At 40.2% G+C, this 17008-nt stretch carries 16 protein-coding genes and 1 tRNA gene; 8 read left to right on the top strand and 9 right to left on the bottom strand.

Annotation, left to right across the window (positions count from 1 at the left end):
- Nucleotides 1-19: 19 nt before the first annotated feature.
- Nucleotides 20-427, top strand: a complete 408-nt coding sequence (locus ACEQ81_RS08765) for a hypothetical protein (protein WP_411030503.1) — start codon at nucleotides 20-22, stop codon at nucleotides 425-427.
- A 3-nt stretch (nucleotides 428-430) separates the two neighbouring features.
- Here ACEQ81_RS08765 and ACEQ81_RS08760 read toward each other — a convergent pair whose 3' ends face one another.
- Nucleotides 431-1258 carry a universal stress protein gene (locus ACEQ81_RS08760; RefSeq protein WP_411030502.1) on the bottom strand — a complete coding sequence of 276 codons (828 nt, stop codon included), beginning with the start codon at nucleotides 1256-1258 and terminating at the stop codon, nucleotides 431-433.
- A gap of 120 nt (nucleotides 1259-1378) precedes the next feature.
- On the opposite strand from ACEQ81_RS08760, the gene ACEQ81_RS08755 reads away from it, so the two are divergent.
- The 5 genes from ACEQ81_RS08755 (at nucleotide 1379) to ACEQ81_RS08735 (ending at nucleotide 6331) form a co-directional block, all read left to right on the top strand.
- Nucleotides 1379-2008, top strand: a complete 630-nt coding sequence (locus tag ACEQ81_RS08755) for a WG repeat-containing protein (RefSeq protein WP_411030501.1) — start codon at nucleotides 1379-1381, stop codon at nucleotides 2006-2008.
- 126 nt (nucleotides 2009-2134) lie between these two features.
- A complete protein-coding gene (locus ACEQ81_RS08750; protein ID WP_411030500.1) occupies nucleotides 2135-3238 on the top strand; it encodes an efflux RND transporter periplasmic adaptor subunit in 1104 nt (367 codons plus the stop codon).
- Complete coding sequence (locus ACEQ81_RS08745; RefSeq protein WP_411030499.1) at nucleotides 3235-4497, top strand: ABC transporter permease; 1263 nt, start codon at nucleotides 3235-3237, stop codon at nucleotides 4495-4497. Before ACEQ81_RS08750 ends, ACEQ81_RS08745 begins: the two co-directional genes overlap by 4 nt.
- Before the next feature lie 9 nt (nucleotides 4498-4506).
- Nucleotides 4507-5181, top strand: coding sequence for an ABC transporter ATP-binding protein (locus ACEQ81_RS08740; RefSeq protein WP_411030498.1), 675 nt, complete (start codon nucleotides 4507-4509; stop codon nucleotides 5179-5181).
- Between the two features lie 55 nt (nucleotides 5182-5236).
- Nucleotides 5237-6331 (top strand): DUF6544 family protein, encoded by a 1095-nt coding sequence (locus tag ACEQ81_RS08735; RefSeq protein ID WP_411030497.1) that lies wholly within the window; start codon nucleotides 5237-5239, stop codon nucleotides 6329-6331.
- A gap of 8 nt (nucleotides 6332-6339) precedes the next feature.
- Here ACEQ81_RS08735 and ACEQ81_RS08730 read toward each other — a convergent pair whose 3' ends face one another.
- From ACEQ81_RS08730 to ACEQ81_RS08705, 6 genes are all read right to left on the bottom strand, one after another.
- The gene (locus ACEQ81_RS08730; RefSeq protein WP_411030496.1) at nucleotides 6340-7098 is read right to left on the bottom strand and encodes a slipin family protein; all 759 of its coding nucleotides are present in this window, start codon (nucleotides 7096-7098) and stop codon (nucleotides 6340-6342) included.
- Nucleotides 7099-7328: 230 nt separating this feature from the next.
- On the bottom strand, nucleotides 7329-8120 hold the full coding sequence (locus ACEQ81_RS08725; protein WP_411030495.1) for a patatin-like phospholipase family protein: 792 nt from the start codon (nucleotides 8118-8120) through the stop codon (nucleotides 7329-7331).
- 111 nt (nucleotides 8121-8231) lie between these two features.
- Entirely contained in the window at nucleotides 8232-9239 is a 1008-nt protein-coding gene (locus ACEQ81_RS08720) for a 4-hydroxyproline epimerase (RefSeq protein ID WP_411030494.1), read from the bottom strand.
- Nucleotides 9240-9242: 3 nt separating this feature from the next.
- On the bottom strand, nucleotides 9243-10826 hold the full coding sequence (locus tag ACEQ81_RS08715) for an aldehyde dehydrogenase (NADP(+)) (protein WP_411030493.1): 1584 nt from the start codon (nucleotides 10824-10826) through the stop codon (nucleotides 9243-9245).
- A complete protein-coding gene (locus ACEQ81_RS08710) occupies nucleotides 10823-11089 on the bottom strand; it encodes a DUF1272 domain-containing protein (RefSeq protein ID WP_411030492.1) in 267 nt (88 codons plus the stop codon). Before ACEQ81_RS08710 ends, ACEQ81_RS08715 begins: the two co-directional genes overlap by 4 nt.
- Nucleotides 11083-12006, bottom strand: coding sequence for a dihydrodipicolinate synthase family protein (locus ACEQ81_RS08705; protein ID WP_411030491.1), 924 nt, complete (start codon nucleotides 12004-12006; stop codon nucleotides 11083-11085). Before ACEQ81_RS08705 ends, ACEQ81_RS08710 begins: the two co-directional genes overlap by 7 nt.
- 192 nt (nucleotides 12007-12198) lie before the next feature.
- Between ACEQ81_RS08705 and ACEQ81_RS08700 the strand changes: the two genes are divergently transcribed.
- Nucleotides 12199-13761, top strand: a complete 1563-nt coding sequence (locus ACEQ81_RS08700; RefSeq protein WP_411030490.1) for a M28 family peptidase — start codon at nucleotides 12199-12201, stop codon at nucleotides 13759-13761.
- A 95-nt stretch (nucleotides 13762-13856) separates the two neighbouring features.
- Here ACEQ81_RS08700 and ACEQ81_RS08695 read toward each other — a convergent pair.
- A tRNA-His gene (locus ACEQ81_RS08695) sits at nucleotides 13857-13932 on the bottom strand.
- Nucleotides 13933-14190: 258 nt separating this feature from the next.
- On the opposite strand from ACEQ81_RS08695, the gene ACEQ81_RS08690 reads away from it, so the two are divergent.
- A complete protein-coding gene (locus ACEQ81_RS08690) occupies nucleotides 14191-16281 on the top strand; it encodes an ATP-binding protein (RefSeq protein WP_411030489.1) in 2091 nt (696 codons plus the stop codon).
- Here ACEQ81_RS08690 and bshB1 read toward each other — a convergent pair.
- Complete coding sequence (gene bshB1 / locus ACEQ81_RS08685) at nucleotides 16278-17000, bottom strand: bacillithiol biosynthesis deacetylase BshB1 (RefSeq protein ID WP_411030488.1); 723 nt, start codon at nucleotides 16998-17000, stop codon at nucleotides 16278-16280. The genes ACEQ81_RS08690 and bshB1 overlap by 4 nt on opposite strands.
- Nucleotides 17001-17008 lie beyond the last annotated feature (8 nt).

Here is a 17008-nt window from a genome sequence, read left to right as displayed (position 1 = left end):
TTCATAATGCTGTAATAATATGTTGAATTCGGAAAAAGTAGGAAACGAACTTTATCAATATTTAGGGAAACTATTCTATGCCGTTGCCATTGCGGATAGGACCATACATCTAAAAGAGTTGGAAAAATTAAAGGAAATGGTACGCAAGCATTGGCTTGATGTTGATGATATTGAGGACGAATACGGTGAGGATGCTGCATTTCAGATAGAGGTTGTGTTCGATTGGTTGTTAGAATACGAAAAAGACGGCCATAACTGTTTCAATGAATTTAAGGTTTTCTTTAAGGAGCATCCCTCGCATTTTACCCCAGAGATCAAAGATTTAATTATGGCTACCGCTAATGCAATTGCACGGTCTTTTGCGGGGACCAATAAGTCCGAACTGGTTATATTGGCCAAACTTAAACTGCTTTTAGATCAGGTATAGGAATCATATCTTAAAAGTAATCACAGGCGTATTGGAATGGTTGGCCATATCCTCAGCAATGCTGCCCATAAAAAAATGTGCCAACCCCTTTCTTCCGTGGGTGGCTACACCAACCACATCCGCGTTAATCTCCTGACCATAGTTTAATACGCCTTTCTCCACACTGTAATCATTATATATATTAACGGGCATCTTTAATCCTAATTTCTCTAAAAAACCATTTATCCTATGGTCAGCGTCTTTAGTGCTTAAATAGTTATCTCCGGGCAAGTTGATAAAAATAGGGTGAAATTCTGCCCCAAAATAATCTGCAAAACGTTTGGCTTCCCTAAACGTTAACAGGCCTTTGTTCTTAAAATCACTTGCAAATACCATTTTTTTGATCTCAAAATTTGGCTTCCTCTCCTTTACCACTAAAACGGGCACCTCAGAAGTACGTACTACTTTCTCTGTATTTGAGCCAACAAAAATCTCACTCAACCCAGCAGTTCCATGCGAGCCCATAACTATTAAATAGGCATCCTGCTCTTGGGCCACTTGGTTAATTTCTCCGAACACTTTATAGTTCTGGATCATTTCCTTTACCACTATTCCATCTAAATATGGTTTATCCAGAAATGTTCCGAATCTTTTTTTCGCTAACCGCATAAAATAAGTAGCCTCCATAAATTCCTGGGCTTCATCTTTAGTGAACATAGCTTCTGAAAGGCCCAACATATGAAGAACTATAATTTCCGAATCCTTTTTTTTTGCCAATGCAGCCGCCACTTCCAAGGCATATTCTGAATGTTGGGAAAAATCTACGGGCACTAAAATTCTTTTCTTTTTCAAAATTTTGATGTTTTATGGGTCGGCCAAATGTAGTGCGCCGTAACAGAAGTAAAAATGACCAATGTCATTTTTCCCGATTCTTGGGAAACCTATCTTCGCATTAATTTTAAAAAACTGGTCATGAAAAACGCATATTTCCATTTTGTACTTTTTTTAATGGTACCCGTATTGGTTTTTTCCCAATCCCTCGATAATATTGATGAGATAGCTCCTTTTAACGACGGTATAGCGGCCGTAAGAAAAGGTAAGCAATGGGGTTTTATAAACACCGATGGGGTTTTGGTCATTGACTTTAGGGACGATCTACACTGGAACACCGCCCCAAACAAATCTTCGAGGGATATTACCGGAACAGGATATCCAGTTTTTAAGGAAGGAAGATGTATCGTAAAAAAGATGGTGGATGAAATCCCTATTTATGGATTTATAGATACCAAGGGGAATCTGGTAATAGATTATCAATTCTTAAACGTGTCCAATTTTAACAATGGCTATACTACCGGAGTGGTATTTGACAAGGTGTTTAGAGGGAACAATGAGTTCAACCTCAAAATATATGATTATAAGTTTCATGATGTCCTTATGGATCTTTCTGGAGAAATCGTAGAGTTTTTTGATAGACGATACAACATTCAGATGACCAAGAGAAGATACCAACTTCCAAAGCTGGGCGCCAAATTGCTCGCCGATAATCTAATTGCCTTGCGCACTAAGGAAAACGGTTGGAAAATACGTACGCTACAACTGTAAAAGTTTGTGTTTCTTCCGATTTTTTTGTGGTCCAAGGAAATCTTGATTTTAAAAGATAGCATCCATATTACCATATGCTTAGCTATCGGCTTTGCCCTATTGGAATATTATAAATGGTTTCGGATTATGGTCTATATAAAAGCACTTAAATTTATAGCGCTTTCTATTATTGTTGCCCTATTGTTAGGCTCTTGTAATACCAATGAAGAACGAATACTTCCTACAAAAACCAAAATCACAGAATCTGTTTATTCCTCTGTTACCGTGCAGCCAGACAGCCTTTACAAAGTTTATGCTATAGTTGCAGGAATATTGGAGAAAAACTTGGTAGAGGAAGGCGATACGGTTAGGCGACACGACCCAATCATTCAAATTGTGAACGCCACGCCAAAGTTGAACACCGAAAATGCGAAACTACAATTGCAATTGGCCAAAGAAAATTATAGCGGTAAGGCAACGCTTCTTAGCGAATTAAAAGAACAGCTCAGTACGGCTAAATTGCAGTTGCAAAACGACTCCGTAAACTATTACCGGCAAAAAAACCTTTGGGACCAGCAAATCGGATCCAAAGTAGAATATGACAACCGAAAACTTGCCTATGAACTTTCCCAAAACAACAGTATTCTACTTAAGAACAAATACCAACGAACCAAAAACGAATTGGAGACTACCCTAAAACAGGCCGAAAACAATTACAAGACCTCATTAATCACCACCAAGGACTATAGCGTAGAAAGTAAAATAAACGGCACGGTTTACGATCTATATAAAAACACAGGTGAAATTGTAAATACCCTAGAACCATTGGCTTCGGTAGGATCTACCAACTCCTTTGTAATAGAATTGCTTGTAGACGAAGTAGACATCGTAAAATTGAGAATTGGTCAGAAGGCAATTATTACTTTAGATGCATACAAATCCGATCTTTTTGAGGCAACGCTAAGCAAAATATACCCTTCCAAGGACGAAAGGTCGCAAACCTTTAAAGTTGAGGCCCTTTTTGATAAGGCTCCAGATATGCTTTATCCCGGTCTTGCCGGAGAGGGCAATATCATTGTTGCCAAAAAAAATAATGCCCTTACCATCCCTAACGAATATCTTATTGATAAAAATAAGGTACTCACGGACAAGGGCATCGTAGAGGTAGTTACGGGCTTGAGCAATATGGATGTGGTTGAAATAATTTCTGGTTTAGACCCGGATACTTACATCCAAAAGCCGAAGGAATGATCAATTGGAAAGTTATACTCAATATTGCAAAGACCCATTTAATTACTAAAATGAAGTCTACCATAACTGCAGCCCTTGGGGTAACTTTTGGCATTGGAGCTTATATTACCCTGGTAAGCTTTATGACCGGATTGAACCAAATGTTGGACGATCTCGTACTAAACCAAACACCCCACATTCATATCTATAACGAAATTGAACCTTCTAAGGAACAGCCCATTTCTAGGTATGACGATTTTAAGGGTGCCCTCAATATTGTGCACTCCATAAAACCGAAACAAGGTCAAAAAAAAATTCATAACGCCATTCCAATTCTTAACCACCTTAAGGCAGATAAAAAAGTAAAGGGTGCTACGCCTCAATTAAGGGCGCAAATATTTTATTTATCCGGATCCATAGAGTTAGGGGGAAATTTAGCGGGCATAGACATTATGGAAGAAGTACGTCTTTCCAATATGCAATCTTACATTATTCAAGGGAGTCCGGCTGCATTAAAAAATAATGAGAATGGTATTCTCCTGGGCGCAGGGGTAGCGGACAAAATGTCTTTGTCACCAGGAGATCGTGTACAGGTAAGTACTACCAAAGGAGCTATTTTTCCACTGAAAATAGTAGGTATATATCAAAGTGGAATTGCTGAAATTGACAATGTACAGAGTTATGCCAACTTAAAAACGGTGCAGCGTATTTTGGGTGAGCCAGAAAACTACGTAACCGATATCAATGTTAAGCTGTATGATATTGCCTTGGCAGAACCTATGTCTAACCAATTAGAGCGGCAATTTGATCTTAAGGCAACCGATATTAATGAGGCCAACGCCCAATTTGAAACAGGTTCAAACATCCGTAACCTAATTACATATTCGGTCTCCATAACATTACTTATTGTGGCGGGTTTTGGCATCTATAACATTCTTAATATGTTGATCTATGAAAAGATGAAAGATATAGCCATTCTAAAAGCTACGGGGTTTTCCGGGGTAGATGTGCAACTGATTTTTATGAGTCAGGCCATGATCATTGGCGGAATAGGTGGTACACTGGGGTTGGCAATTGGTTATTTGCTATCTACACTTATAGATAACCTTGCTTTTGAGACCGAGGCCCTGCCAACGATAACCACCTACCCTATCAACTACAACATTACGTATTACCTTATAGGTATTTCCTTTGCCCTTGTTTCTACATTTATAGCAGGGTATTTACCTTCAAACAAGGCCAAACATATTGATCCTGTACGTATTATCCGAGGAACTTAATCTAATTAAATGAAGTCTGTTTTACAAGCAATAGATATAAACAAACACTTTAAAAAGCCCGTGCTCTTCCATGTGCTCAAAGACATTTCCTTTGAAGTAAAACAAGGCGAATTTGCTTCAATTATGGGGAAATCGGGTTCTGGTAAATCTACCTTGCTGTACATTCTTTCTACTATGGATACGGATTACGAGGGTCTTTTGCATTTAAACGGACAATTGGTCAGTGGTAAGCCCTCTACCGAACTGTCTAGAATTAGAAACAAACATATTGGTTTTGTATTTCAATTTCATTATTTGTTATCAGAATTCAGTGTTCTAGAGAATGTGATGCTTCCGGCAAAGAAACTGGGTGAAAAATCGCATGGCGAAATAGAACATAATGCCATACAAAATCTTAAAATACTGAATATTGAAAATTTGGCAAGGAAGCGCGCATCTAGAATATCGGGTGGTGAAAAGCAACGTGTTGCCATTGCCCGTGCGCTTATAAATAACCCTTCGATTCTGATGGGCGACGAACCTACAGGAAATCTGGACAGTTACAATGCCGAAAACGTATTCCAGATCTTTAAACAATTGAAAGAAGAAAAGGGATTATCCCTGCTTGTAGTGACCCACGATAAGGATTTTGCAAAACGAACCGACAGAATTATTAAAATGGAGGATGGTCGTATCATAAAATGATTCCATTTTAGCATACCCGTGATACACAAACGGTATTGATCTAAAAAAGACTCTAATGAAATATCTTTTTGTTTTTATCCTTTTAATACATGGCATAATACACTTCATGGGCTTTGTTAAAGCGTTTAAACTCCAAGAGGTATCCCAATTAACACTATCCATCTCCAAAACCACAGGCGTTTTCTGGTTCTTTACAGGTCTTTTGTTTGTGATCGCTTTTGTAGCCTTACTACTAAAACAGCAATGGTGGCCCGTCCTAGGAATGATTGCTATAATGCTCTCTCAGATTCTGATAATCTACTATTGGAAAGATGCCAAATACGGCACCATTGTAAATCTAATCGTTTTTTTGGTCGCCATTTCGTCATACGCTACATACCGTTTTAACGGCATGGTGCAAAAGGAGATCGAAGTATTGTCTCGGACCGATAATATTAAAAACTTGCCCCACATAACCAATGAAGATATAGCCCATTTACCAGAAATAGTAAGGAAATGGATCTTAAACTCGGGTTTTGTAGGAAGGGAGCGTATTGTTTATGTAAGCATTGGGCAAGAAGGGCAAATGCGTACCAAGCCCAACTCTAAATGGATGCCTTTTACGGCTACACAACATTTTAGGGTAGATCGGTCAGCTTTTATTTGGCAGGCGAATGTAAAGGCTATGCCATTAGTGCATTTACTAGGGCGAGACAAGTTGATCCATGGAGAAGGAGAAATGTTGATTAAGCTCTTGGGATTCTTCACGGTAGTCGATGAAAGAAATCACCCCAAAGTAAATTCCGCCTCCATGCTCCGATATCTGGCGGAAACGAGTTGGTTTCCCACAGCAGCACTTAACGAAAACATCATTTGGGAAGAAATTGCCCCAAACACGGCCAAGGCAACGCTCACCATAAATGATAAAAGTGTAACAGGAATCTTTACGTTTACCGATAAAGGTGAAATGGTTTCTTTTGAATGTGAACGCTATTATGGAACTGGAAAAGATGCGCGTTTGGAAAAATGGTTTATTGAAGCACTGGGACATAAAACCTTCGATGGTATTAAAATTCCGCACAAGAGCAGGGTAGTCTGGAGGTTAGATCAAGGCGATTTTGATTGGTTACATCTAGAAATTACCCATTTGGACTATAACACCCTTCCATAATATTCTTCTTAGCCCCTTTTCTTCTTGCTACTTTTCTGTGTTTTCTGGGGCAACACTTCTTCCGGAAACGGGAAAAGGATGGTGGAATTTTTTTCCGCCGCTATGTTCGATAGGGTTTGGTATAGACGTAATTTTATGGCCGATGGTGATTGATCTATGAGTTTACCTGCCTCTAGAAGTTTGCCAGCGGCCTGTTCTTCGGCGAGAGCCAGAATAATCCTTGCCCGTCTAGATCTTTCCGCCTCTGCCTGATTGGCCATCATACGCCGCATGTTTTCGGGTAGCTGAATATCCTTAATCTTAACATCAATGATTTCTATACCCCATTCTTTGGTTTCTTGTTCCACAATTGTTTTGATATTCTTACCCATTTCCTCTCGCTTAGACAAGATGGTATCTAACTCTACCTTGCCACAAACATCCCTTAGTGCTGCCTGGGACAACTGGGTTATGGCAAAGGAATATTCCTCTACCTCCAATACGGCCCTCTCCGGATCCCTAACCCTGAAAAATACTACACCGTCAATGCTACAGGGTACGTTATCCTCCGTCATTACTTCCTGGGAAACTACATTGATGGTTATAACACGGATATCTACGATCTGAATTGTTTCTACAATTGGAATAATCCATCGGAAACCGGGCTGTAAGGTTTTTATGTATTTTCCAAAACGGAATTTCAGAGCTCTTTTATATTCAAAAACTATGCGAATTCCGGCTATTAGAATTAGCCCAAAAATGATACTGAACAATACTAATGGATTCATGCTATTAAAGTTTACGTTGTTTTTTTGACCTAGTCTATAGGATTAGGTAGAATTTCTATAAGGATGCTGATACCAACTACATGGAGTCTCTAGCTTTAAAACATCAATCCAAAAAAAGATGGGATACCTTTTTTGATTGTAGACAGTGTTTTTTAAGTTACAAAAAAACAGTGGTCCAAAAAAGTTAATCCTATCAAAATCAATAGGCTAGATAGGTTTTGAACGTTACCTTAGTGTTTCAAAAAAGCCATTTCGGCATACCATTTTTCCAATTCCATTTTGGTGGCCGAGTATCCTATTTCAAAAATTTCATCCAGGTGATTTGGACTAAACAGCCCATAATCCCCCAATTTATCCGGGTATATTACCAAATTGCAAATCGGAAATTTGGCCACCGAGTTCCGATGCATCTTCAAATGCAATGCCCTATCCACAACATTATAAGAATGCCTAAATTCTTCCATGTTCATTTTTTTTACCGGACTTACATATACCCCATAGAGCTCATCACATTTATTTTTTAGGGGATCCACAGGAAAATTATCGACTATTCCCCCGTCTGAATAAAGGGTGTTGTCAATGATAACAGGGGTAAAGACACCAGGGAATGCCGATGATGCCAAGATGGCGCTTATTAAATCGCCTTTAGTAAATATCTTTGCAGTACCATTCACCAAATCGGTGGCAGTTATATACAATCTTTTTTGGAGGGTTTGAAAATCGTTGTCGGGCAGATATTCCAACAAGAACTCCTTAAACGTATCGGTATCTACAAAACCTGGTTTTCCTAGCGCGTAACGCGAAAAACTGAAAAGCTTAATTTTTTTTAAGACCGCAACTATTTCTTGTGGTGAGTACCCAGCTGCGTATAGTGCTCCTACCAAAGCTCCGGCGCTGGTTCCAGAGACCATATCGGGATAGATGGCATGTTCCTCCAAGGCTTTTATGGCACCTGCATGTGCAGCAGCCCGGTATCCGCCCCCGGATAACACCAAACCGATCTTTTTAGTTTCCACCGACATTTTTCTTTCATTTTGATGGCACCAAAGTTAAAGGTCAGGGAAAAAAATGTCAATGATATATATCAGTAGATCTCGATCTATAAAAAATACTTCATGAACCAGGTTATGTTTTTATATTACCTGAAATCCATGCGCATACGGATCATTGTCATCAATAGAAATTGTATTGTAACCATAGCTTCTGGCCCACCCTTGAACACTGGGAACAATGGCATTTTTGTTTGCCAAGGTAGTTTCGGATTCTACCCTGCCTATAAATGTGGAACCAATATAACTTTCGTGAATAAAAGGCTCTCCTACTTTTAATTTCCCTTTAGCGTTCCACTGGGCCATTCTGGCCGAAGTTCCTGTCCCACAGGGCGATCTGTCTATGGCTTTATCTCCGTAAAACACGGCATTTCGGGCAGTGGCCTTAGGTGATATGGTATCGCCCGTCCAAAGGATATGGCTTACATTGCGAATGGTATCGTTTTCCGGGTGAACAAATAGGTCGGGATACTTTAAATTAATGCTATCGCGTATTTCCCCACTCATTTGGATTAACTTACTGGCCGAGAAATCTTGGATTCCGGAAAAGTTCTTTTGGGGATCTATTATGGCATAAAAATTACCCCCATAGGCAACATCAAAGACCAACTCGCCCAACTCGCTGCTTTTTATGACCAAATCTGCCTCGGCCAAGTACGATTTTACATTGTTAAGGCGTACCCACTCTACTTTTTCATTAGTCTGTCCATAGGTAATCTCTACGAGGCCGGCCGGTGTTTCCATTCGTATTTTTCCATGTTCCTTTGGTTTTACAAGTCCCTCTTCGATGGCCATGGTGACGGTGCCAATTGTACCATGCCCGCACATGGGCAAGCAGCCGCTGGTCTCAATAAACAAAACGGCAAAATCGTTTTTAGGATCGTGCGGAGGAAACAGCATACTTCCGCTCATCATATCGTGTCCACGGGGTTCGAACATTAATCCCTTACGAATCCAATCATAGTTGTTTAAAAAGTGCTGTCGTTTTTCGCTCATCGAATTGCCAACCAATTCTGGAGTTCCTTTAGTAACAAGTCGTACAGGGTTTCCGCAGGTATGCCCATCTATACAATGAAAAGTAGTTTTTCCCACCTTTTACAATTTAACTTTGGATAAGCTACCGTTTACTGATCTGGTTATATCCAAAGGGTTTTCGTTTTTCAGTTCATGTGGTAAGCGATCATTGGGCCAATTTTGAAAACTAAAGGGCCTTACCCATCTTTTTATAGAATGAACACCCACTGCAGTGAAGCGGCTATCCGTGGACGCCGGATATGGCCCTCCATGATGCATTGCCGGGCACACCTCTACACCTGTGGGTACGCCATTAAAGATAATCCGTCCTACCCTGTTTTGGAGTGCATCTATTACATCTGGATAAAGGAAAAGTTCATCGTTATGAGAGATTACGGTACCGGTAAGCTGCCCCTCCAAATCTCCAACTATTGTTTGCAACTCGTCCATATCATTACATTGGACAACAATACAATATGGCCCAAAAATTTCTTGGTGCAACGTTGGGTTTTCAATAAATGTCTTGCCGTCGACTGTTGTTACTGCCTGTCGGGCATAGTTTTCGGGCAATTTGCCCTTGTAATCCGCCTTTAACACTATATCGTTTTGGTCTAGGGCCTTGGCTTTATTCCGAACATAATTCCCTTCAATATTCGGATGTAGCATGCACGAAGGATCTATGGTCAATATTTCATTGGAAAGTTGTTCAATAAAATTAAGAAGGGATGCGTCCTTTATTCCCAATAGCAATCCAGGTTTGGTACAAAACTGTCCTGTTCCAAGAGTAATGGAGTTTGCATATGTTGTTGCAAGGGCCTCTCCCCTGTTTTGAAGTGCTTTTGGAAATAGGATTACCGGGTTTACACTCCCCATTTCCGCAAAAACGGGAATAGGTTCTTTACGACGGCTTGCTAGATCGTACAAGGCTCTACCACCAATAATACTCCCCGTAAAACCTACGGCTTTTATATCTGGATGCTGCACTAACTGTACACCAACATCGATACCTTTGCTATTTAAATTGGAAAAGACGCCGTTGGGCATGCCAGTTTCTTCTGCTGCTTTAAGAATTGCCTTAGCTACTAATTCCCCAGTCCCTGCATGCATCATATGGCCCTTAACGATTACTGGGCATCCGGCGGCCAGAGCCGCAGCCGTATCACCACCGGCGGTGGAATATGCCAAGGGAAAATTGCTGGCTCCAAATACGGCAACGGGTCCTAGGGGCACTAACATTTTACGTAAATCCGGTTTAGGTAAGGGCTTTCTTTCGGGTTCCCCGGTATCGATTGTGGCCTCTACCCAAGAACCATCTTTCAAAAGCTCCGCAAAGGCCCTTAACTGCCCTACCGTTCTTCCTCTTTCACCTGCCGCTCTTCCCTGAGGCAAACCCGTTTCCTCGCAATATCGGTTCAGTAAATTCTCATCCAAAGCCATTATATTATCTGCTATGGCCTCTAAAAATAGTGCTCTCCTGGCTCCTGTAAGATTACGGTAGGTTTTAAACGCTTTAGAAGCCAACTGTGCCGCCTCAGCTACCTCTGCTTCGGTAGCTTCCGTAAAGACGCCTTCGTTCTCCAGATTTAGTTCTGGATTGAAGGTTTTAAAGGTGACGTCACCTAAGGCCGAAGACCTGTTGCCTATGTAATTTTTTCCAGATATCATTTTAACCCTATTCTTTTTAAATGTGCCTCAACATCTACCGGTTTATGTACCACCTTTTGAGAAACCGGATATTTCTTTAAGAGTGCTTCGGGTCGTATGGGCCGCTTCTCAAAATTGCCACCACAGTTTGGACAAACATGTCTAAGTATATTTTCTACACAATTTTTACAATACGTGCACTCAAAGGTACAGATCATAGCCTCTTCGGAGTTGAACGGTAGTTCTTCATTACAGTTTTCGCAACTGGGCCTTATTTCTAACATTCCTGAAGTGCTTTATAATCTGGCAATACTGGTCTGGTTATCATTCCTTCTTCAATGATCTTAAGTACCCGTTGTCTTTCCTCACCTATCAGCGGTAACCTTGGCGCCCTAACCATTTCAGTGCCAATACCTGTGGCAACTTCTGCCAATTTAATATTTTGTACCAATTGAGGGCTTATGTCTAATTCCAACAAAGGCAAAAACCATCTGTAAATGGATACTGCTTCTTTAACCCTCCCTGCTTTTGCAAGTTCATAAATTGCTACCGTTTCTTCGGGGAAAGCACATACAAGGCCAGCTACCCAACCGTCTCCTCCAACAAGAAGGCTCTCCAAGGCCAGTGTATCTACCCCACAAAGGACCCTTAGCCGATTACCAAACCTATTCTTTATTCTCGATATATTGGAAATATCCCTGGTAGATTCCTTAACGGCCTCTATATTATCACATGCCAATAGTTCTTCAAACATATCCAGGGTTACCTCAATGCCATAATCCACGGGGTTATTATAGATCATAATAGGCAAATCGGTACTGTTGGCCACCTCTTTAAAATAAGTAACCGTTTCATAATCATTGGCCTTATAGCGCATTGGCGGAAGCATCATTAGGCCCGTGGCTCCATAAGCAGCAGCTTTTGCGGCGGCCTCTTTTGCCCCTTTTGTGGTCTGCTCGGCTATATTCATTATTACAGGTACTTTTCCCTTTACAATGGTAACGGTCTTCTCTATGAGCTGTCTTTTTTCTTCTTCTGTCAACGTACTTGCCTCTCCCAAAGTTCCCCCTAGGATGATACCATGAACACCAGCACGTATCTGGGCCTCTATATTGAGTTCGAACATGTCAAGATCAAGCTCGTCGTTTTTGGTGAATTTTGTAGTGACCGCAGGCATTATGCCTTCCCAATTTAAATTCATAAACCTAATAATTTAAGAGTTCAAAAATGTGTTATTACTTGCTTGCAAAATACACTTCTTTTGGCTCTATACCAAGCTTAATTTTCATGGCAAAAATAACATTATTGCCAAGGTCATTTTGTGTTTATGGAATTAGAATTCGTTTTCTTTTCACTATTTTTGGGGAATTTTCTAGGAACTAATTATAAGATAATGAAGAAATTAATATTGATGATCGTAGGCTTGGCCATGGCATGTAACTCTTCTCAGAAGACTGTTGATGATACCGTAAAGAATGCCGAAGCCACGATTACCCCTGTTACTTACGCCCAAACCATTACCGAGGCTGAATTAAAGGAGTATTTATACACCTATGCTTCGGACGAGTTCGAAGGCCGCGAAACTGGAGAGCCGGGCCAAAGGAAAGCCGCTGCATATATAGAAGAACAGTACAAAAAGATGGGCATTTCAGCTGCCAAGGCCAACGGGGAATATCTTCAAAAAGTGCCTTTGGAAATAAGTAAACTGCCGTACGGGTCCATTACCCTCAATGGCACGGATTATCCCATTGGGGACGACTTCCTTTCTTTTACCGAAGCTAGCGGAGCCTATACGGATATTGTCTATGTGGGCTATGGTATTGAAGACGGTGATTATTCGGATTATAAGGGGTTGGATGTAGCCGGAAAACTTCTTCTAATGAAAGCCGGAGAACCCCAGGACAAAGAAGGTACTTACATACTTTCCGAGGATGGGAAAAAATCGATCTGGAGCAATGTATCGGAATCCTTGGGGAAACGCATGGAACTGGCTACCGCTAAAGGAGCCAAAGGGGTAATTTATTTTGATAATGCCAATTTTAAGAGGTTCAGAAGTAGATTTCGATACCTGAAGAACAACGATAATGGAAGTATGGGTATAAAAAACGAAATGGGCGATGGCTTTCTCAGTTTTTATATAAACAATGATTTGGCCGAAAAGTTACTTCCTGGCATTGCAAATGACAATAAGCCCAAAACTATAGCGGTATCTCTTACTTTGAACGTGCAAAGTTCTAACCGTGATGTTGAATCGGAGAATGTTGTTGCCATTGTTAGGGGCAGTGAAAAACCCAATGAGTATATAATAATTTCTTCGCATTTAGATCATATAGGTGTTACTTCTGGTGGGCAAATAAATAACGGTGCAGACGATGATGGTTCGGGCACGGTAGCCTTATTGGAGATAGCGGAAGCTTTTAAAAAAGCTGCGGATGAAGGCAACGGGCCCCGGAGATCCGTTGTTTTTCTGCATGTTACCGGGGAAGAAAAAGGATTGTTGGGATCTCAATACTATACGGATGTAGAACCTATTTTTCCTTTAGCCCAGACAGTGGCCAACCTAAACATTGACATGATCGGTAGAATCGATCCCAAAAGAGACGGTGGTAGAAACTATGTTTATCTAATTGGGTCCGATAAATTGAGTATGGATTTGCATAAACTTTCGGAAGAGGTAAATAGCAAATATACCAATATAGAGTTAGATTATACGTACAACGATGAATATGATCCAAACCGTTTTTATTACCGAAGTGATCATTACAATTTTGCCAAAAACAACATTCCGATAATTTTTTACTTTAACGGAACCCACGATGATTACCACAGGCCTACGGATACTCCCGATAAAATAAATTATGATTTGCTACAGAACAGAACCCGTCTAATTTTCCATACGGCTTGGGAGGTTGCCAATAGAGGGCAGCGCGTTGTTGTAGATAAAACCACAAAGTAAATAGGGCTAACGAAGAACTTCTTGGCTACACCTTCCTGTGTGAGTAAAATAAAAATACAAAAAAGCCCCGTCCTTTCGGACGGGGCTGCCTTTTTGGGTGGAAGACGGGATTCGAACCCGCGACCCTTGGTACCACAAACCAATGCTCTAACCAACTGAGCTACAACCACCATTTGTAAGCGGTGGCAAAGGTAATTTTTTTTACGGAATCTATCCAAATAAAAAGACTTATATTTCAACATAAAAACACTTCATATACCTTTCCTAAAAGACCTTCCCAATACAGCATAGAAGTCAACTCATAGTATAAATCATCGATGAAATACACATTTTAAACGTTAAAACACACAAAAAGTGGAGTTTCACAACATAAATTAGCTATAGCTACGTTTAGGTACTAGTTTTATAAACTTATTAATTTAAGACTAAATGTCCCCATTTGTGACCTACTTTTTGGCCTTGCAAAAACTGTTTTCGAGGTACTCTATCCTTTTAATGCTGCTATTTTGCTGCACACAGCTATGTATTGCACAAGAAAATGTAAGGGAAAAAATTAAAAGGGACTTGTATGCTTTACAAGCCAAGCATGACTTTAGTCCTAAAGACACCGTATATATAGACCTACTGAACGAACTTTCCAGAGAAATAAGATTTGTAAATACCGATAGCCTATTGCTATTGAGCAAACAAGCGCTTAAATACAGCAGATCTACGGGTTATAAAGCCGGAGAAAGCAGCTCATTATTACGATTGGGCGATTATTATTCGGACCAAGGAGAAAATACCAAGGCCATAGACAATTATGAAAAGTCTTTAGCACTAGCCAGTGAAATAAAAAATTCTGGTCTAATGCTAAGAAGTCAGAACAATCTTGCAGGTGAACATGCCTATAAGGGTAATTATGCCGAAGCACTCAATGGCTATCTAGAAGGAATTGATTTGGCCACGAAATTTGAAGAAAAAGTGATGCTTTCCATAATGAACGAAAATATTGCCAACCTCTATACTTCGCAAAAGGACTATGAGCAAGCTTTGGAGTTCTATAAGAAAGTTACAAAGATAAACAACGATATTGGTGACCCCGTAAACATGGCAGAATCCATGAGTAATGTGGCATCGTTGTATGCAGACATGGGCAAATTAGATTATGCCATGTTCAATATAAACAAGAGCATCACCATTTTTGAGCAACATAAGATTATGGATTGGTTGGCCTTTGCCTATGAAATAAAAGGAAAGACCTATCTAAAAGAAAACAAGTTTAAATGGGCCCTTTACTGGTACAACCAAGCCGATATGCTCCATAAGGAACTGCAAGACGATCGGGGTAAAATTGATTTGTTCAATGGTATGGCAGAAGCATATCTAGGTCTTCAAAAAGATAGTATTTCACAAGAGTACGCCTTGGAAGCCTTTAGGATTTCTACCAAGATAAAATTTGTGGAAGGAACCCAAAAATGTGCAAAGACCCTTTACAAGATAAACAAGAACCGTAAGGATTTTGATACCGCTTTGGATTATCATGAGCTGTATCAACGCCTTTCGGATACCTTATCTAGAAATGAAAACAAAAAAAGTCTTACCATGTTAAAAACCAAGGTAAGGCACGATCAACAGCGTGAGGAGCTTATGATCCAAAATCAAAAGGCGCTGGCAAAACAACGTAACTATGTTTATTTTGCCCTTTCGGTGATACTTGTTTTCATTGTCATCACCATTTTAGTGCGTAGAGGTGAGAAAATTCAGAAAAAACTGAACAGGGAACTGCAGTCTAAAAAAGAAGCCCTGGAAAAAAGGGAAGAGGAGCTTAGCGCAATCAATGAAACCAAGACCAAATTATTTTCTATTATCGGACACGATCTGCGGGGCCCTATTGGTGCCTTGCAAGGTTTGCTTAAACTCTTTAAAGATGGTGAAGTGAATAAAACGGAGTTTTTTGAGTTCATTCCCAAACTAAAAGGCGATGTAGATCATATTTCCTTTACATTGAACAACTTACTCTCTTGGGGGCAAACACAGCTCAATGGTGCGGTTACCAAACCTTCGGTAGTGGCTTTGGAGAGTTTGGTGCTAGAAAACATTAACCTCCTTTCGGAAATTGCGGATAACAAATCCATAAAACTTGTTAGTAAATTAGCAGAAAACACGCTAACCTGGTCAGACGTCAATCAGATAGATATTGTTGTACGGAACCTTATTAGTAATGCACTTAAATTTACCCCGGAAAATGGAATGGTTACCATAGAAGCTTCGGAAAAAAGCAAGCATTGGGAAGTATCCGTTAGGGATACCGGTATAGGAATGGATAAAATTACGCAAGAGAAAATCTTTGCCAATAATTCCAATATTACCACCTATGGTACCAATGATGAAAAAGGAACTGGCCTGGGCCTTTCCCTTTGTAAGGAAATGGTTGAGAAAAACAACGGAACCATTTGGGTAGAAAGTACCTTAAGAAAAGGATCTTGCTTTTATTTCACTTTACCGAAGTCGGAGAAAACCTATGAAAGAACCGCTTAAATTAAGTTATCCAATCGATCTACGGCAATAGATCTCTCCGTTGTAAAACCTTCTGCATACCCAACACCTACCAATCTGCCCATATCTCTAGCCCTGTAAATAACACTATCAATAAAGTTTTTGCTACTGATCGGAGTCTCTGGCTCTTTACTTTTCGGATCATAGAATTGCGACCCATAGGCCATAATAGCCTCGGTCTTTTTTTCAATATACCCAGAAACGTCAACAACAAAATGCGGTTCCAAGTTCTTCCATTGTATATAATGATAGACCTGTTTTGGACGCCAAGGTTCTTGCCAGATATCCGTGCCTTCCTCTTTACTATCAATTTTTATCAACCCGCTTAAAAAACAAGCGTCACTTACCAGTTTACTTCCTTTGGCATGATCTATATGCCTGTCATCTATAGCATTACAAAGAACAATATCTGGGCGGTATTTACGTACCATTTTAATTATGGCTAGTTGATGTTCTTTATCATTTATAAAAAACCCATCCGCAAACTCCAAATTCTCACGAATGGAAACCCCTAAGATTTTTGCGGCCGCAGTGGCCTCCTTATCTCTTATCACTGCTGAGCCACGGGTACCGAGCTCACCGCGGGTTAAATCTATAATTCCTACTTTCTTGCCATTATCAATCTCCTTCGCTATTGTAGCGCCCGCTCCCAATTCCGCGTCATCGGGGTGGGCCCCAAAAACTAATATGTCTAATTTCATGTACTGTA

The sequence above is a fragment of the Spongiimicrobium sp. 3-5 genome (assembly GCF_046557915.1).
Classification (GTDB): domain Bacteria; phylum Bacteroidota; class Bacteroidia; order Flavobacteriales; family Flavobacteriaceae; genus JBHEBG01.
This window is presented reverse-complemented; position numbering and strand designations above follow the sequence as displayed.